The organism is Acinetobacter lwoffii (assembly GCF_019048525.1).
In the GTDB taxonomy this organism is placed as follows: domain Bacteria; phylum Pseudomonadota; class Gammaproteobacteria; order Pseudomonadales; family Moraxellaceae; genus Acinetobacter; species Acinetobacter lwoffii_K.
Map to the genome: position 1 here is coordinate 750,511 of NZ_CP077369.1, position 19,149 is coordinate 769,659.

A 19,149-nucleotide genomic window follows, 5' to 3' on the forward strand; every position below is an offset into this window, starting at 1 on the left:
AATATTGCCTTATCTATAAAAATTAAGTAGTTTATTTTTGGTTTGTAACGAAAGGTTTGACCCTAGTATAGATTTACAGTGCAAAATAACATCATAGATTAGCGGAATGTTCTCCAAACAAATAGAATTAGATTCAATAGTGCAAATTAAATATGATGAACACGAACCTCTTGGTTGACCTAAACTACCATTAGTAACTAAGAATTTTTCATCTTGATTAATATAGATAGGCTTATTGAATGAACTATCACAAATATTTGAAACACTTTGATTTTTGGAATAAATGCAGTGTTTAGCTCTATGAGTATGCCCCAAAATAGCACCTTTCAGATTATTAAGTTTTAATACTTCATAATTTACGGAAAAATCACCTTCAGTATTTAAGTAGGACCAGTTTCCGTATCCTAGTAAGTTTGCATGGGTAAAGATGATATCTCCATAGAGGTAGCTTTCTTTCCAATTAAACTCATTTTCAAATATAGAAGATAAATTATTGCCTGTTTGATAAATAGATTCTAACAGAAATTCTGGAAACTTTTTGTATTCGAAATTTTTATTATTTTGAAAATCAAAATATATTTGCTCATGATTACCCTTTATAAACTCACAATCATAGTTTTTTTCTAAGTCCTTCAATAGAGTAATTGTTTCAGCAACATTGACTCCATAGGTTAAAGCATCACCTAAGAATATTATCTTATCAAAAGATAAAAATGATATAGATTTAGTAAATGCAGATAATGCTACACTATTCGAATGGATATCATTAATAATAATAAATTTCATGCGTCACCTTTGAATCTAGAATTCTCCTCAGAATCCAAGTGTTCTACACTATCCTTAGTAATAACTTTGCTTATTGTTGAAAGTAATATTCTAATATCCAACAATAAAGAGTGATTATTAACATACCACACATCCATTTCAAACCTTTCTTTCCAAGATAGGGAATTACGTCCGTTAACCTGCGCATAACCTGTCACCCCTGGACGCACGTTATGACGTTTAGCTTGTTCGGCATTGTATAAAGGTAAATACTCCATAAGTAAAGGTCTAGGACCAACCAAACTCATATCTCCTTTGAGCACATTCCAAAGTTCTGGCATTTCATCCAGACTACTGGAACGCAGCATTTTACCAAATGGCGTTAAACGCTCACTATCTGGTAATGGATTGCCCTGTTCATCCAGTGCGTCTTTCATGGTGCGAAATTTAATCATTTCAAAAGGTTTACCATGCAAACCTGGACGAACCTGACGGAACAAAACTGGTGAACCTAAGTTCTTTTTCACTTTATAAGCAACAAATGCATAAAGTGGTGAAAGCAGGATCAGGGCGATGGAGGCGATGATAATATCGAGAAGGCGCTTAATCATGTTGTACCTTTTCAAAAACTTCAATGAACTGTTTAACGCCACTTTCTAAAGATAATTCCTGTAAATAATAATTACGCGCATTCAAGCCCATTTGTAGTTGCTCACTAGCAGGTAAGTGATAAATTTTTAAAATAGCTTGCTGAATACTTTCTACATTTTCAGATATTGCTACACAACCGCACTCAGCAGCTTTTACAAGATCAGCAGCATTACCCTCTACAGCCATTAACACGGGTTTACCCATCGCCATATAAGCCTGAGTTTTAGAAGGTACTGTGATTTCAAATAAAGGATCTTTTTTTAAGTGTACCAGTAATAAACTAGACAGTTCTAATATACCTCCAACTTCAGCCATAGGCATACGAGGGATAAAAACAGCATTAGGTATACCTTCAATAATTGAGCGTTGTTTTAAACGCTCAGTTTCTGTCCCTCCACCAACAAATACAAACTGAATATCTGGAAAATCCTGAAGATTTTTAGCAACCTCTAAAATAATATCTAAAGCCTGAGCTTTCCCCATATTTCCTGCAAAAATAATATTAAACTTGTTCTGCATGAGTTGTTGATATTCAACCTTTGCAGACTGAGCCTGAGTTAAACTCTGCTCATCACACCAATTATAAATAATGCTAATTTTTTCTTCTGGTACACCACGTTCTGTCAGCAGCTTTTTAAAGCCAGGACATAGCACGACAATATGATCAACAAATCCATAAACCAGCTTACAGATTGAACCAATAAGATTTAAAATTTTATTGTTATTCAACATGCCTGTTGCTTTTAGGGTATCAGGCCACATATCCTGAATGTCATAGACAATCGGTGTACGTCGAAAAAACTTAATGAAAATAGCAGCTATTCCCACAGTTAATGGGGGATGATAAGCATAAATGACATCGGCTTTTCTGGTTGCAAAAATGCCAAAAAGTATTGCCATAAATGCAAAGCTAATATAGTTAAAAATTCTTTTTAACGCAGAGCTATCATGATTAGGATATAAAGCAACACGTAAAATGGATATTCCATCTACTTCTTCACGTTGATAAAGTTTTAATTTATACCCATCATAAATTTTCCCACCCGGGTAATTTGGAAACCCCGTGAGTACCTGAACATCATGACCTTGTCGTTTTAACTCTTTGGCAAAAGCCAGTCCTTTAAAAGTAGGTTCAGGATCAAACCACTGCGTTAAAAGAAGAATTCTCATATTTTAGTACTTCTTCCATACCACACGGTTAACATAGTCGGTATAGCTTAAAATAATACGCACAATTTTTTCACTCACATTTGGCATACTATAGTCAGCCACTAAACGTAGTAATCGTTCTTCACCACGTGGTTGATGATCCAGAATATCTAAACCTTGCAAAATCCGTTCAGCAGTTAAACCGACCATCATCACGGCAGCCTCTTCCATCCCTTCTGGACGTTCATGCGCCTGACGCAAGTTCAAAGCAGGGAAATTTAGAATTGAAGATTCTTCATTAATGGTGCCACTGTCTGATAAAGTCGCTTTGGCAGCAAGTTGCAGCTTATTGTAATCACTAAACCCTAGTGGTTTTAATAACTGAATAAGTGGATGAAACTCAATATTCAGCTCTTCAATACGCTTACGGGTACGTGGATGCGTTGAAACAATTACAGGATACTGATACTTTTCCGCAACTGAATTCAGCATTTGAACTAAGTCTAAAAAATTTTGATCAGAGTTAATATTCTCTTCACGATGCGCGCTGACAATAAAGTATTGATGCTCTTTTAAACCCAAACGCACCAATACGTCCGATGCTTCAATTTTAGCCTTGTAATGATGAAGAACCTCAAACATTGGGCTGCCTGTTTTAATTACCTGATCTGCGGGTAAGCCTTCTGCCAACAAGTAATCTCGTGCAATCGTACTATAGGTCAAGTTAATGTCAGCGGTATGATCGACGATACGACGGTTAATTTCTTCTGGCACTCGCATATCAAAACAGCGGTTTCCTGCCTCCATATGGAATGTTGGAATTTTACGACGTTTTGCAGGTAATGCGGCCATACAGCTATTGGTATCACCCAACACCAGTAAGGCTTCTGGTTGAACTTGCTCGAGTACTTTATCTACAGCAATTATCACATTACCAATGGTTTCTGCACCCGTCGCACCTGCAGCATTTAAAAAATGATCAGGTTTACGGATACCCAAATCGGTAAAAAAAATTTCATTGAGTTCATAATCATAATTTTGGCCTGTATGCACCAGAACATGATCAAAATATTGATCACACGCAGACATAACACGTGATAAACGAATAATTTCAGGACGCGTTCCAACAACGGTCATTAATTTTAATTTCTTCACAATCTTAACTCTTAATGTGTTAGTGGCATGGCATAAGTATCTGGTTTTTCACGGTCAAAAATTTCATTTGCCCATAACATGACCACCATTTCTTCATTACCAATATTGGTAATGTCATGCGTCCAGCCTGGTACAGTTTCTACAATTCGTGGTTCGTCGCCTGTTGTTTCTAATTCATAAAACTCGCCAGTCACCATATGCTTAAACTTAAATAGTGCCTGACCTTTAATTACCAAGAATTTTTCTGTTTTGGTATGGTGATAATGGCCACCACGCGTAATCCCCGGATGTGCAGTAAAGTAGGAGAACTGCCCTGCATCAGGCGTTTTCAGCATTTCAACAAATACTCCACGCTGGTCGCCATATTTAGGTACGCTATAGTCAAACTGTTCAGGTTTTAAGAAACTTAAATAGGTTGAATACAATGCACGGGTTAAACCAGTACCCACTCGATCCGTAATCAAGGTTTCGCGTGAGTGTTTAAAGCCTGCCAGCGTTTTAGCCAACTCACCTACGCTGATTTGATATTCAGGTTCTATAGCGAAAGTTTGCTCTACCTTTTGTGTACCTTTAATAACATTCCAGAATGACTCTACGACATCATCCACATAGACTAGGCGAATAAGCGCATTTTCATCATGAATCTGAATCGGTAAGTCATTTGCAGTGTTATAACAAAATGTTGCAACAGCCGAGTTATAATTTGGACGTGACCATTTACCAAATACATTGGCCAAGCGGCAAATATATACAAGGTTGCCCTGCTGTTGCTGCAGTTCCAATAAAACCTGTTCACCACCCAATTTACTCTGGCCATAGGCATTATCACGTTCTACCTGAATAGATGACGAGAGAATAATAGGAGTCTGCTTTTTTGCTCGCTTAAGAATATTTGCAATTTTTTGCGTCAGGGTAATATTTCCCTCAATAAACTCTTGCTCATTTAAAGGGCGGTTTATTCCCGCTAAATGTACAATCCAGTCCGCAGCAAGTACAGATTGCTCTAACTCTTCTGAACTAGAATCTCGGTTAAATTTTAAAACTTCGATTTCTGATTCTTCAGACAGGAATTGAATTAAGTTTTTTGCAATAAAACCGTTGGAACCTGTGACTAAAATTTTCATGTTTAAGTCTCTGGATCTATATATTGACCTTGAGTTAAAGCACGCACAAATTCAAGTTTTAACAATAACTTTTTCATACCTTCAACATCTAAGCGCTCAGTATTATGCGAATTATAATCTTCGTATTGAGTAATTTTTAAATCACCATCTTCTACATATTTTTCATAGTTCAGGTCGCGTTGATCTGCCGGTACTCGGAAGTAATATCCTTGGTCTATTGCAACTACCATTTCTTCACGGCTGAGTAAGGCTTCATACGCTTTTTCACCATGACGTGTACCCATAATTGAAACTGGATGTTCTTCTACATTCAGCAACTCTTTTAATGCCTGAGCCAAAACTTCAATAGTTGCGGCTGGTGCTTTTTGTACAAAAATATCGCCGTTCTCACCATGCTCAAACGCATACAGCACCAAATCAACCGCATCTTCCAAAGTCATCATGAAGCGAGTCATATTGGGGTCTGTAATGGTGAGGGGTTTGCCTTGGCGAATCTGGTCTACAAATAACGGAATTACTGAACCACGAGATGCCATGACATTACCGTAACGTGTACCACAAATTACCGTTTCCAGTTCTTCTAAGTTGCGTGATTTTGCCACCATCACTTTTTCCATCATGGCTTTAGAAATGCCCATGGCATTAATTGGATATACAGCTTTGTCTGTACTTAGGCAAACCACACGTTTTACACGGTTTTGAATGGCTGCTTCCAATACATTCTCTGTACCCAGCACATTGGTTTTGACCGCTTCCATTGGGTGAAATTCACAAGATGGTACTTGTTTCAGTGCAGCTGCATGGTAAATATAGTCAACACCACGAGTTGCATTCAGCACGCTGTTATAATCACGTACATCACCAATATAGAATTTAAGCTTTGATGACTGGTATTTTTTACGCATATCATCTTGCTTTTTTTCATCACGGCTAAAGATACGAATTTCTTTAATATCTGTTTCTAAAAAACGTTTTAGAACAGCATTTCCGAATGAGCCTGTACCGCCTGTGATTAATAAAGTTTCCGACTTAAAAACACTCATATTTTTTTCCATTAGAAATAAGAGTCCAACAAATATTTATATGACTTAACATGTTCTAAAGATATAAATTCATCTGCTTCTTTAGATGTTGATCCATGTTCTTTATCATAAATCTTCAACTCTGGAGCATATATAGTTTTTAATCCTTTCAATCTAGCTTCTTCCGCAACAAAAACCTCTTCACCAAATAAAAACCTAGGATAATCAATAGAAGCACCTTGATTAAAATAAAATTTAGTAAATAGCATTATTGAACCATGAGCAGCATACATTTCTGTTCCTGAAGAATATGATCGATAACTACTGGTATTTCTTTTCGACCCACGTAATTTAGCTCGACTAACTGACAACCAACTATAAAAGCGATAAAACCATAAAAACTGAAAACCACAATAGAGGCTCGATAGTTTAAATTTACTTGGTCTTTTAAAAATTTTAGGATTTATATCCTCACTAGTTTCTTTGGATAAAATAGAAGGTGCTAAGACCCCTACATCTGAAGAAATACTAATGCCTTTTAAATTTTTAAAAAAACTCTCATCAAATTGAAGATCAACATTTGTAACCACTACAAAATCCCAATCACTAACACCTGTAATATTATCAAGAAGTTTTTTTCCGGCAAAAAAAGCAGGGAAATATCCAACATTATCTAATTTCACATAATTAAACTTTAATTTTTTTATCCTTTCTTTTAGCTTTTCCAATCCTTTACTTTTATTAGAATTATCACAAACTATAACATGCAAATCTAGAAACTCACATGTTCTCATTGCCAACTCAATAGAGTCTAGCAATCCAACCGAATCATCGTAAGCATTATAACATACTGCAACAATTGCAACCTTCATAAAAACACCATAAACTAATAGAAATAATAAAGATTAATACATATAAACTTCCAAAAACTTATAGACTATCAGCCCCTACATGATTTAGGTCAAAACAAATCCAACAAATAGTTACTAGTTAGTATATCAAAATAATCATAACTTCCCTCAAGATTAATTGAAGATAAATATGAAAAAAACAAACTATTCAAAAAAATATATATCACCACCAGAAGCCTAAAATTCAAAGAAATATAAGGAAAACAAACACCCACAAACAAATAACGCAAAATAAAAGCATTTCTATAAACCCTATTAAACTCAAAAAAATACATCAAAAATCCTAAAAAAACCACATGAATAATTAAAATTTTAAATAAAAAATCAATCTTTTTGAAATCACCACACAATAGGCTTGGCTGAATAAGAATATGCTTCCTTAAATTGTAAGCAACAAAAATAAATAAAAAATAATCAAGCCCCCATATTAATATCGACTTCAATTTTATTGTATCTGATAAGTAGCTATATACTAAAGAGTTTACCCGACCTATATTTATAAATGGCAACAAATATGACAAGGTGAATGGAAGAACAACCATTAACACCAGACCCAACAAAAAAATTTTAATCAAATCTCTACTATAAAATTTATATATAAAAATAACCAATATATAAATTAATCCAAAATTATGAAAACATGCTCCTAAAAGAATAAATAAAAAAGACCTCACCCACCTTTCTTCGTAAGCGGATACCATACCATTCAAAGCAAAACAAAACATTATTGTATTTCTAATTTGAGTAATATCAAAAATAAAGGGGTATATAAAATATAAAATACAAAGTATAGAAATATTAACCTTAAAACTAATTGCAGCTCTTAATAACGATAAAGTTAAAAAACCACCAACAATCAAAACTAAAGTTGAGTGCCCACCACCAATAAACTTAACAAACTCAACAAGTAAGACATAACCAAATTCAGCATAACCCTCTGGATCATTAAAAATTTCAACGTAAGGCTTGTAATCGTGATTACCATTATTAAACCCAAATATCAATAACAGCAAAAATAATGCTAACAGACCAATCTGATTTGATATTTTAACATCCCTATTAACTGCAAGCGCAATAAGTGGGAAAAACAAAAAAATTGTTAAAAGCCAAAACATTAATACCCACCTATCACCCTAAAATTTAAAAAAATTTCACCTTAATATTTCTCATTTTATAATTAAATACCATCAACAAAACCATATCCACAAAAACTCTAAGAACCCACACTACAGCCACACCAACAATACCAAAATACACTGCAGCAAAATAAATTGAAATAAAATATGGAATTATTTCTAATAAGTGAATTATTGCCGTTTGCTTAGAAAATCCTTTTGATTGCAAAATAGTATAAGGTATTTGAGCAAGAGCATTAAAATAAAAACCCACAATTAAAATTTTAAGTATGCTTTCCGTCATTACACCATATTTTTCCCCCATCCATATAGCCATAATCTCATGAGCATATAAAAAAATTAAAAACACAATAGGTGCACAAAAAATTGCCACTATAGCATAAGATTTTCTCTCTAAATCTGCCTGCTCTTTTAATGTTCCTGAACTAACAATTTTAGGAAAAAGCACTTTAGATAATGCTATAGGTATATTAACCAGCCTGGTAACCCCTTCTGCTGGTGCAGTATATATTGCCACCTTATTTGCACCCAATATATTTGATATAATAAACTTATCCATATTAACCATTAGTGGACTTATAATATTACTAACTGTAATCCACCCGCCAAACTTAAACAATCTAATACTTACATTCTTATCAAAATGGAATTTAGAGCCTAAAATCTCTTTAAAACAAATAAAAAAAGTAATAATTAAAGAAATTAACCGACCAAAAACCATCCCCATAACAGCTAACAGTAAACTTTTTTCATAAATGCAAAATAATACTGGAAGCAGAACTATCAAAGTATTTCCAATTGATTTTTGAATATTAACAACAAAAAAGTTTTCCATCCCCTCTAAATAACCAATCCAAATTAAGTTCAATAAATACAAAGGAATTGAGAAACTTAAAATTTTCAAAGATAAAGTTACTGTAGTTAAATATATTGATGAGATATTTAATAACTGAGCCACACTTGAAGCAAAAATAAATAACAGTAAGCTTGCAAGCATACCAAAGATTAGAATCAGAAAATTCGATGTACCTAAAATTTTAATTTTTTCGTCGTAATTTCCCCTATAAATTGAAACTTCCCTAGTTACAGCTCTTGAAAGACCTCCATCAAAAATACTAGCATATCCAAGAATAGCAAAAGTTAAAGTAAATACACCAAACTCCTCCATACTCAACCAGCGCGACAATATACCCAAACAGGGTAATGCAATTAAGGTTGGCACCGCAAAACCTATTAGATTGTATGAAGTATTTTTTATGAGACTCATTTTATTTACACTTAGCTAAGTTAGCTAAAAAACTGGATGATATTTCATCTTTTTTACTTAAGAACACTTTATCTACCAGATCTATCGGCCATTGGATAGCAAGTGTCGGATCATTCCAAATAATAGCTCCTTCACTTTCTTTATTGTAATAATTGGTAGTTTTATAAAGAAATTGAGTATTGTCTTCAAGTGCTATAAAGCCATGCGCAAACCCTTCCGGGATCCAGAACATAGTTTTATTTTCCGCACTCAATTCAACACCAACCCATTCTCCATAAGTTTTAGAGTTTGGGCGAATATCAACAGCTACATCCCAAACTTTACCTTGAACAACACGAACCAATTTACCTTGAGCATATGGTTCGCGCTGAAAATGCAAACCTCTCAACACCCCTTTTTGCGAACAGGAATGATTGTCCTGCACAAATGTTGGGATAGGCAAATTTAACGCTTTTAATGCAGCTTCAAAACGCTGTTGATTAAAGCTTTCCATAAACCAGCCACGATCATCCCCAAATACTTGTGGATGAAGTACTAATAAACCGTCGAGTTTTGTTTTTTCTACTCTCATTTTACTTCATCCAATAATTTCAATAAGTATTGACCATAATCTGTTTTTCTAAGTGCTTCTGCACTTTCCTTAAGTTTTTCTTTTGAAATCCAACCTTGCTGAAAACCAATTTCTTCTAAACAGGCCACTTTTAGCGATTGACGTTTTTCAATGGTATACACAAACTGACCTGCTTCTAGTAGAGATTCATGGGTTCCCGTATCTAGCCATGCAAAACCACGCCCAAGTAATTCAACATTGAGTGAACCATCTTTCAAATAAGCATTGTTAATATCGGTAATTTCTAACTCACCACGTGCGGACGGTTTTACCTGTTTAGCAAACTCAATAACCCGATTATCATAGAAATACAATCCAGTGACTGCATAAGGTGATTTTGGTTTGGTTGGCTTTTCTTCAATGCTCAGCACTTTGCCAGTTGTATCAAACTCCACTACACCAAAACGCTCTGGATCAGTCACATGATAACCAAAAACTGTGGCACCAACATCAACAGCATTTGCTATTTTTAATTGCTTACTAAAATTTTGACCATAATAAATATTGTCACCCAATATTAAGCACACATGATCATTACCTATAAATTCTTCACCAATAATAAAAGCCTGAGCTAATCCATCTGGTGAAGGCTGTTCTTTATAACTTAACTTAATACCAAACTGCGAACCATCACCAAGTAACTTTTCAAAGTTTGGTAAGTCTTCAGGCGTCGAAATAATTAAAATCTCACGAATACCTGCCAACATCAATACTGATAATGGATAATAAATCATGGGTTTATCATAAATTGGTAAAAGCTGCTTAGATACACCTTTAGTAATAGGATGTAAGCGTGTGCCTGAACCACCTGCCAATATAATACCTTTACGCTTTATGCTCATTTATGAAATACCTCAACTACTGTTCTTTGTACATGTACTTTCCAATCTGGCAAATAGATTTGAAAAGCATGTTGAATTTTTTGATTATTTAATCGTGAATTATGTGGACGTTTAGCTGGTGTCGGATATGCTGCTGTTGGAATCGGATTAACTTGTTGAATGGCTAAATTCACACCTAAGTTTTTTGCTTGTTCAAATATATAGTTTGCATACTCAAACCACGATGTTTCCCCACTAGCAACCAAATGGTAAATACCAATTTTAGTTTGATCTCGCAATGTCTGCACAATCGCATGAGCACTTACATCGGCAATTAGCTCAGCTGACGTTGGAGCACCAATTTGATCATCAATAATAGATAATTCTTCACGCTGCTGAGATAGAGCAAGCATTGTTTTTAAAAAGTTTTTACCTTTTTGAGCAAAAACCCATGATGTTCGAAATATCAAATAATTGCATTGAGCATTTTGAATAGCCTGCTCACCTAATGCCTTAGTCTTACCATATATATTCAAAGGTTTAAGGGCATCAGCTTCATTAAATACAGATACACCCTCACCATCAAAAATATAGTCTGTCGAATAATGCACAAAGAGCGCCTTAATATGGGCACAAGCCTCAGCTATCTTCCCTACTGTCACATGATTAATGAGATTAGCCATATCTTGTTCTGTTTCGGCCAAATCTACAGCAGTATAAGCACTTGCATTCACAACAACATTTGGCGCTATATCTATAATAGTTTGATAAATTTGTTCAGGTTTACTTAAATCACCACACCATTGATTTAAACCATTTCGATCAAGTGAAATCACCTCACCCAATGGCGCAAGGGAACGCTGAAGCTCCCAACCGACCTGTCCATTTTTTCCAAGCAATAAGATTTTCATTACTTAGCCTTGTATTGCTTTTCTAACCACGATTGATATTCACCACTTTGAATATGGGCAACCCAATCTTGGTTATTCAAATACCATTGCACCGTTTTACGGATTCCAGTTTCAAACGTTTCCGTTGGTGTCCAACCTAATTCATTTTGAATTTTTGTAGCATCAATCGCATAGCGTAAGTCATGACCAGGGCGGTCTTTTACAAATGTAATCAGTGATTCATAAGTTTGACCATTGGCTTGTGGCTTTAACTCATCCAAAATCTTACAAATAGTTTTGACCACCTCAATATTCTGCTTTTCGTTGTGTCCACCAATGTTATAGGTTTCACCCATGATTCCTTCGGTCACCACTTTATACAAAGCGCGAGCATGATCTTCCACATACAGCCAATCCCGAATTTGTTGACCGTTACCATATATTGGTAAAGGTTTAGCATCTAGTGCATTTAGAATCACCAATGGAATTAGTTTTTCTGGAAAATGATAAGGCCCATAATTGTTCGAGCAATTAGTCACAATCACAGGTAGACCATAGGTTCTGTGCCAAGCACGTACTAAATGATCTGAACTAGCTTTAGACGCAGAATAAGGAGAGCTTGGTGCATATGAGGTTGTTTCCGTAAAAAGATCGGTTGTACCTTCTAAGTCGCCATAAACTTCATCAGTTGAAATATGATGAAAGCGAAAGTTGTGTTGAGCTTCAGCTTCAAGACTCATCCAATATTTTCGAGCTGCTTCTAATAGGGTATAAGTTCCCACAATATTAGTTTGAATAAATGCTGCTGGGCCGTTAATTGAACGATCTACATGCGACTCTGCCGCTAAATGCATAATCGCATCCGGTTGAAATGCTTCAATTGCTTTCGTAATTTGCTCAGTATCACAAATATCTATTTGTTTGAACTGATAGTTTTGGTTCTTTTCAACTTCTTTTAAAGACTCTAAATTACCTGCATAAGTCAATTTATCAATATTCAGAACTTGGTTATTGGTGTTTTGAATAATATGACGGATAACTGCTGAACCAATAAAACCGGCGCCACCAGTGACAAGAATTTTCATTTATATGACCTTATATGTCTTTTTAAGAATTTTACCAACAGGAGTATAAAATTTTGCAGCTATTGTAGCCATAAATTAAGAAAAAGATATTAATACCGTATTAAATTTTAACCAGTCATCAAAAAAATAAAAAAATAAATATAAAAATCAAAAAATTAAATTATAAAAGCAAATTTAAAATGTTTTAAACATATTCAATAATTAGATTTTGCACTACAATCCTTTCCTAATAACGATGTATTAAAATTAAGGGCTTGAATGTGAAGTATCAACGCACATCCATTTTATTCACTATTTCAATATTATTTTCTGGTTGTACGCTTACTTCCGGTTTACAAACCTATGACTTGCCTCCTCAAGGTAATTACAGCACCGATCAAGGCGCAGAGCTTTCAGTCATCCAAATCACGCAAGACAATATTCCTCGTATCGAACTCAATAACTCTCAGAATTCCAATAATCTTTTTCACTTATTTGACAAGCATCAACAAGTCTATAAATTAAGTCCAGGTGATGTTCTCTCAATTCAACTTTGGGCCTACCCAGAAATCACCCCCCCTATTCAGGATATTTCAAATGTAAAAGCTGCAGGTTATCCCATTGACTCTAGTGGCAATATACAATTACCTTTAGTGGGGCAGATACGGGTAGCCGGGAAAACACTGGCTGAAACCAATCGTTTTTTACGTAGTCAATTTGCGCGCTATTTGAAACATCCTGATGTGGTAGTTCGAGTATTGTCTTATGAGGGTCGTCGCTATTTTGTCAATGGACAAGTTATGCGTAGTGGTCAATATACCCTTAATGATCAACCTATTAGTATCTATACAGCGCTGGGACAGGCAGGTGGTATTAATACTGAAACAGGTGACAATACCAATATTCAATTGATTCGGGGAGGTCAAACTTTTGACCTTAATGTACTACAACTAGAGAAACAAGGCTTATCATTACATAATTTACTGATTCAACCGAATGATACTATTTTTGTGAATACCAAACAGGATCAAAAGCTTTATGTTATGGGTGAGTCGAGTAAAAGCCAAGCGCTGGCTTTACGTGACCAAGGTATGACCTTAAGTGATGTTTTGGGTGAAAGTGAAGGAATTAATCCTTACTCCGCAAGTGCGGCTAAAATCTATGTAATGCGCACCGATTTAGCCACCAAGCAATCTACTGTGTATCACTTAAATTTAAGCAGTTTTGGTAATCTGGGCTTAGCCAATCAATTTCAAATGAAAAAAAATGACATCATTTATATTGATGCGACTGGATTAACGCGCTGGCAACGTATTGTTAACCAGATTATTCCGTTCTCTAGTGCACTCTATAGCTTTGACCAACTGGGTAAATAAAATATGCAAATTCGGAATATTTTGGTCGTCTGTGTAGGAAATATTTGTCGTAGTCCAATGGGTGAGTTTTTTCTCAAGAAAAATCATCCTAACTTACATATTGAATCTGCGGGTCTTTCTGCCATGGTAGGCCATACTGCTGATGATAAAGCCATTGCAAGTATGGCAAGAAAATCAATTGATATGAGATCACATGTCGCAAAACAAATTGATGCCCACTTAATCAAAACTGCAGATTTAATTTTAGTGATGAGTTCAAATCAACAAAAACATATAGAAAAGACTTGGCCATTTGCTAAAGGTAAAGTATTTCGTTTAGGCCATTGGCAAGGTCATAATGTTCCAGATCCTTATAAGCTTGATCAAGCATTTTTTGAAGAAACATGTAATAACATCGAATCTTATGTTTCGGATTGGCAATCACATATTTAATTTTATCTAGTAGTTTATCCATGAATCAAAATTCAAGTACTAATGACGATACCATTGACTTAAAAGAATTATTTTTTTCGTTAATTGCACAATGGAAAGTGATCGCGCTTTGTATCATCCTGAGCTTAACCTTCGCATTACTTTATTTACGTGTTACTCCCTCAATTTATTCTGCTGATGCAATGGTTCTAGTAGAGGATAATAAAGGCGCTGGAGCTGCTGCCCTCTTGGGTGGGTTGAGTGATGCTATTCCAGGGGGAATGGGCGGAAAATCTCCGGCAGATGCTGAGATTGAAATATTAAACTCACGCATGATTTTGGGACAAACTATTCAAAATTTGCACCTTGATATTCAAATTAAAGATAATAGTAATACTTTATTTAATCGTCTGATTAAAAACGACAAAGCTGAAGTTCTTTATAAAAAGGATATGGTGGTTTTCCAAAAAGAAAATCAAGCCTTCTTAATCAAAACATTAAAAATTCCAAATTTCTATCTAGATAAAAAATTAGAGTTAAAATTCACGGATAACAACCAGTTTACTTTCTCTTATAAAGATGAAGTGATATTTAAAGGTCAATTGAATTCCAGCAATCAAACCATAGACTCTAAGGGACTTTGGGAAGTCGCTATATTTAGCAAATCTCCGTTTAAAGAAACATTTACTATTACTAAACTTGCACTACCTACAGCAATGCAGTTCTTAAAAAATGACTATGGTGTAGCAGAGAGAGGGAAAAACTCCGGTGTTATTGGTCTAAATTATAATGGCAATGATAAGGAACATATTACTCAAGTTCTGAATAATATTTTATCCGTCTATCAAATACAAAATATTCAACGCAAGTCTTTAGAATCTAAACAAACTTTAAATTTTCTAGACAAACAGCTGCCAGAACTTAAACAGCAACTTGAGGAATCAGAAGTCAAGTTCAATCGTTTTCGTGAGCAATACAATACTATTGATGTAACTCAAGAAGCTGAGTTAATGTTAAAGCAAAATGTTGAACTTGCGAAAATGAAAATTGAATTACAACAACAGCAAGCGGAACTTTCTTCAAAATATACCACTGATCACCCTCTTATGTCGGCAATCAATGCTCAACTTGCTGAAATTAATCAAAAAACTTCAGAAATGACACAATCGATTAAACGTTTACCAGAAACACAACGATTATATTTACAACTATATCGAGATGTGAAAGTAAACACTGAACTTTATACCGCCTTACTCAATAGCTATCAGCAATTAAAAATTGCAGAGGCTGGTGAAATTGGTAATGTTAGAGTTATTGACCAAGCTGTTAAACCTGTTAAACCAATTAAACCTAAGTCATTAATTACAATAATTTTATCAATTTTTGCTGGTGGTTTTATTGGAGTATTAATTGCACTATTACGAAATATGATGCGTTCAGGCATTAAAGACGCAGCGCAAATTGAAAATGAGCTTGATCTGCCAGTCTATGCCACTGTACCGCGCTCTGTTATTCAAGAAAGTCTTATTAACCTATTAAAGAAGAAAAAAAATATTCCTATTCTTGCGGTTAAAGATAGTAGTGATATCGCGATTGAAAGCCTCCGTAGCATGCGAACAGCAATTCATTTTGCCTTAATGAATGCGACCAATAATGTGATTGCAATTTCTGGCCCTGCACCTGAAGTTGGAAAATCATTCATTACCACTAACCTTGCTACTATTTTAGCGCAAGGGGGAAAACGGGTTCTGGTCATTGATGGTGATCTACGTCGTGGCTATTTACATAAGTACTTTAATGCCGAAGTGCAACCAGGTTTAGCAGAATTATTGAATCACCAAAATAGCTATGAAGAGGTGGTGCAAAATTCAACTGTAGATAACCTGTTTTTTGTGACACGTGGTAAGAGTCCGGTTAACCCGTCTGAACTATTAAGTACAGATCAATTCAAAACTTTCCTAGATCAGGCATCCGCTCATTTCGATCATGTACTGATTGATACGCCACCTGTGCTTGCGGTGACCGATGGCATCATTATTGCGCAATATGCAGGCGTGAATTTATTGATTGCCCGTCATGCTAAAACGCAAATTAAAGAACTTGAAATTACTGTTAATCGTTTTGAACAGGCCAATGTCAAAGTCAATGGCGTGATTCTAAATGATGTACAACAAGGGGCAGCAGGTAGCTATGGTTATAATTATGCCTATGCTTATACCGCAAATAAAGACAATGACTAATTCATTGTAAACTTTGATATCACACCTTGCTAGAGGCAGGGTGTGATAGTTCTCTCTATCACATTTATTCCACATGTTCATTGTTGAAAAAATCAACTAAAAACCCTATCTTGGTTACAGTTTAAAACTCCTGAGAATATACAAAAATGTTACCTAAAACACTGCTCGCCAGCTTGGCATTAAGCTCCTCACTAACCTTTGCTCAAGGCATCGTTTTAAATGACCAAAACCTGCGCACCGATTTAAACTGGTTAAATCAGCAAGGTGTGATTCAAGTTAGCACTTCGACCTGGCCAATGAGTAGTGATGAAATCCAACGCGCCCTTTCTCAGGCCCAAGTCAGCAATAATAATCAGCAAAGAGTCATTGATTCAGTCATGGCTCATTTGAATACCAACAACCAGTTACTTAAAGCATCACTATTTGCAGAGACAGATCAAAAAAATATTCCTCAAGTCTTTGGCGACCAGCAAAAAGCGCAATACCAAGCGGGTATAGAGTTAAATACAGGCAATCAAAATTGGGATGCCAGACTTCGTATCAATGCAGAAAAAGATCCCCAGATTGATAATGATCAAGATGTGAATGTTGAAGGGTCTTACCTCGCAGGTAAGTTATGGAATCAATGGCTGATTGCTGGACAAATTCCGACCTACTGGGGACCCGGTCATGATGGCAGCTTAATTCGGGGTGATGCCAGTCGTCCTGTGTATGGTGTGACCATGCAGCGTGCCGAACAGCATGCTTTTGCAAATAAATGGCTCTCCTGGATTGGGCCTTGGCAATATCAAGCCTTTGCCGGACAACTGGATGACTATGATGCTGTACCTGATGCTAAATTAATTGGCTTACGTGTCACTGCACAACCTTTACCCTATTTGGAGCTGGGTGTATCACGTGCTATTCAATGGGGAGGTGAAGGACGACCTGAAAGCCTGAGTTCACTTTGGGATGCTTTTGTCGGTAATAAAGACAATGGTGGCACAGGTGAGCCTGACCCATCCAATCAAATCGCCGGTTTTGATGCACGCTTAAATCTACAACCATTACTGCAAGTCCCAATGGGGATGTATGCACAATATATTGGTGAAGATGAAGCCGGTGGCTTACCAGCCAAAAAAATGTATTTGGCTGGGGTCGATTATTCTTCTAGCTATAATAATATGCCTTTCCAGCTATATACCGAATGGGCAGACACCCGCACCAATGGCAAGGCCCAAGGTATTTCTTATAATCACACCAATTATATTGGTGGTTTTTATCAACATGGTTACCCATTAGCACATGCAATGGGTGGTGATGGTCAAATGGTTTCTGTGGGTGGTGATATTCGTTTCGATCGCCTGAACCGTGTTAATGCTCGAGTGCTGTTTGCCAAGTTGAATGAATCCAACCGAACTACTAATTTAGCTTTTCCAATCCAAGATGAATTAAAAGCTGTTGATGTGAGCTGGACCCATTATTTACGCCCCAATATTCCCCTGAAATTAAATGGCTGGATCAGTGATTCAGACCTACGTGGTAATGATGGTGGTGCATCGATTGGAATTGAATTTCCTTTAGAAAAAAGCTTGTTTTCCTACTAAGCTCTTTGCAAAATATAATTTCGGTTGAGGCAGTCATTGATCCTAGACATTCTCCAACAATGATTAAGTTCTGAAAAATAAAAAAACCAGCCATTGCTGGTTTTTTTATATCTTTAAACTTCAACACAACTGCGGTGTCCGCTTGCTAAAAAACCACCCATTCTGCAAGATTTCTCAAAATTTTCTGCTAAGATGGAATGAACCTCAACGATAACATTAGATTGGAATAATACATGAGTAAGGCCTTACCGATTGCTGTCGCTGTTCTTTTAGGCGGTGCCGCGCTAGTACCTGTTTACTATGCAACTCAAAACCCAGCTGCTCAAACCACAAAAGCATCTAAAGATGCCTCTGCTGTTTCTAAAATTAGCTATGCACTCGGTTATGAAGTCGCTCATCAAACTCCACCTGAGCTGGATATTAACAGCTTTGTGACAGGCGTTCGCGAAGGTCATGCCCGTACCGCTCCTGCTTATACTGAAGAAGAATTACAAGCAGCTTATGAGCAGTTCCAAAAAGAAATGCAGCAGAAGCAAGTGGATAGTGCCAAACAGGCTCAGGCATCAAGTGATACTTTCCTGACTGAAAATGCAAAAAAAGCTGGGGTAAAAACTACAGCATCTGGTTTGCAATATTTAGTGACCAAAGAAGGTACGGGCAAGCAGCCTGCAGCAACTTCAATTGTGAAAGTACATTACACAGGGAAATTGGTTGATGGTACCGTGTTTGACAGTTCGGTTGAACGTGGCGAGCCGATTGAGTTCCCACTCAATCAGGTCATTCCAGGCTGGACCGAAGGTCTGCAACTGATGAAAGAAGGTGGTAAAGCCACTCTGTATATCCCATCTAAACTCGGTTATGGTGAACAGGGCGTGCCAGGTACGATTCCTCCACACAGTACTTTGATTTTTGATGTGGAACTCATTGAAGTAAAATAATCCACGAAAAGGAGAGCAACGCGCTCTCCTTTA

18 protein-coding genes are annotated in these 19,149 nt (G+C 36.1%); 5 read left to right on the forward strand and 13 right to left on the reverse strand.

Annotated features, from left to right (window positions below):
* Positions 1-9: 9 nt before the first annotated feature.
* From I6L24_RS03500 to rfbB, 13 genes are all read right to left on the reverse strand, one after another.
* Positions 10-786: a metallophosphoesterase family protein gene (locus I6L24_RS03500; protein ID WP_180101092.1), complete on the reverse strand. Its 777-nt coding sequence runs from the start codon at positions 784-786 to the stop codon at positions 10-12.
* A complete protein-coding gene (locus I6L24_RS03505) occupies positions 783-1,376 on the reverse strand; it encodes a sugar transferase (protein WP_216986424.1) in 594 nt (197 codons plus the stop codon). The genes I6L24_RS03500 and I6L24_RS03505 overlap by 4 nt, the downstream gene beginning before the upstream one ends.
* Complete coding sequence (locus I6L24_RS03510; protein WP_216986425.1) at positions 1,369-2,586, reverse strand: glycosyltransferase family 4 protein; 1,218 nt, start codon at positions 2,584-2,586, stop codon at positions 1,369-1,371. The genes I6L24_RS03505 and I6L24_RS03510 overlap by 8 nt, the downstream gene beginning before the upstream one ends.
* A 3-nt stretch (positions 2,587-2,589) precedes the next feature.
* The gene (wecB, locus tag I6L24_RS03515) at positions 2,590-3,720 is read right to left on the reverse strand and encodes a non-hydrolyzing UDP-N-acetylglucosamine 2-epimerase (protein WP_216986426.1); all 1,131 of its coding nucleotides are present in this window, start codon (positions 3,718-3,720) and stop codon (positions 2,590-2,592) included.
* A gap of 11 nt (positions 3,721-3,731) precedes the next feature.
* Positions 3,732-4,844, reverse strand: a complete 1,113-nt coding sequence (gene wbjC / locus I6L24_RS03520; RefSeq protein WP_216986427.1) for a UDP-2-acetamido-2,6-beta-L-arabino-hexul-4-ose reductase — start codon at positions 4,842-4,844, stop codon at positions 3,732-3,734.
* 2 nt (positions 4,845-4,846) lie between these two features.
* The gene (locus I6L24_RS03525) at positions 4,847-5,887 is read right to left on the reverse strand and encodes a polysaccharide biosynthesis protein (protein ID WP_216986428.1); all 1,041 of its coding nucleotides are present in this window, start codon (positions 5,885-5,887) and stop codon (positions 4,847-4,849) included.
* 11 nt (positions 5,888-5,898) lie between these two features.
* Positions 5,899-6,738 carry a glycosyltransferase family 2 protein gene (locus I6L24_RS03530; protein ID WP_216986429.1) on the reverse strand — a complete coding sequence of 280 codons (840 nt, stop codon included), beginning with the start codon at positions 6,736-6,738 and terminating at the stop codon, positions 5,899-5,901.
* Between the two features lie 89 nt (positions 6,739-6,827).
* Complete coding sequence (locus I6L24_RS03535; protein ID WP_216986430.1) at positions 6,828-7,892, reverse strand: EpsG family protein; 1,065 nt, start codon at positions 7,890-7,892, stop codon at positions 6,828-6,830.
* A gap of 25 nt (positions 7,893-7,917) precedes the next feature.
* Entirely contained in the window at positions 7,918-9,180 is a 1,263-nt protein-coding gene (locus I6L24_RS03540; protein ID WP_216986431.1) for a flippase, read from the reverse strand.
* 1 nt (position 9,181) lies between these two features.
* On the reverse strand, positions 9,182-9,751 hold the full coding sequence (rfbC, locus tag I6L24_RS03545) for a dTDP-4-dehydrorhamnose 3,5-epimerase (RefSeq protein WP_216986432.1): 570 nt from the start codon (positions 9,749-9,751) through the stop codon (positions 9,182-9,184).
* On the reverse strand, positions 9,748-10,632 hold the full coding sequence (rfbA, locus tag I6L24_RS03550; protein WP_216986433.1) for a glucose-1-phosphate thymidylyltransferase RfbA: 885 nt from the start codon (positions 10,630-10,632) through the stop codon (positions 9,748-9,750). The genes rfbC and rfbA overlap by 4 nt, the downstream gene beginning before the upstream one ends.
* Entirely contained in the window at positions 10,629-11,522 is an 894-nt protein-coding gene (gene rfbD, locus I6L24_RS03555; RefSeq protein WP_216986434.1) for a dTDP-4-dehydrorhamnose reductase, read from the reverse strand. Before rfbD ends, rfbA begins: the two co-directional genes overlap by 4 nt.
* Positions 11,522-12,586, reverse strand: a complete 1,065-nt coding sequence (rfbB, locus tag I6L24_RS03560) for a dTDP-glucose 4,6-dehydratase (RefSeq protein WP_216986435.1) — start codon at positions 12,584-12,586, stop codon at positions 11,522-11,524. Before rfbB ends, rfbD begins: the two co-directional genes overlap by 1 nt.
* A gap of 260 nt (positions 12,587-12,846) precedes the next feature.
* Between rfbB and I6L24_RS03565 the strand changes: the two genes are divergently transcribed.
* The 5 genes from I6L24_RS03565 to I6L24_RS03585 all read left to right on the forward strand — a co-directional run bounded on the left by I6L24_RS03565 (position 12,847) and on the right by I6L24_RS03585 (position 19,116).
* Complete coding sequence (locus I6L24_RS03565) at positions 12,847-13,941, forward strand: polysaccharide biosynthesis/export family protein (protein ID WP_216986436.1); 1,095 nt, start codon at positions 12,847-12,849, stop codon at positions 13,939-13,941.
* 3 nt (positions 13,942-13,944) lie between these two features.
* Positions 13,945-14,373: a low molecular weight protein-tyrosine-phosphatase gene (locus I6L24_RS03570; RefSeq protein WP_174894051.1), complete on the forward strand. Its 429-nt coding sequence runs from the start codon at positions 13,945-13,947 to the stop codon at positions 14,371-14,373.
* A 20-nt stretch (positions 14,374-14,393) separates the two neighbouring features.
* Positions 14,394-16,592 carry a polysaccharide biosynthesis tyrosine autokinase gene (locus tag I6L24_RS03575; RefSeq protein WP_216986437.1) on the forward strand — a complete coding sequence of 733 codons (2,199 nt, stop codon included), beginning with the start codon at positions 14,394-14,396 and terminating at the stop codon, positions 16,590-16,592.
* A gap of 146 nt (positions 16,593-16,738) precedes the next feature.
* Positions 16,739-18,178, forward strand: coding sequence for a capsule assembly Wzi family protein (locus tag I6L24_RS03580; RefSeq protein ID WP_216986438.1), 1,440 nt, complete (start codon positions 16,739-16,741; stop codon positions 18,176-18,178).
* A 233-nt stretch (positions 18,179-18,411) separates the two neighbouring features.
* Positions 18,412-19,116: an FKBP-type peptidyl-prolyl cis-trans isomerase gene (locus I6L24_RS03585; protein ID WP_034170756.1), complete on the forward strand. Its 705-nt coding sequence runs from the start codon at positions 18,412-18,414 to the stop codon at positions 19,114-19,116.
* The last annotated feature ends 33 nt before the right edge of the window (positions 19,117-19,149 follow it).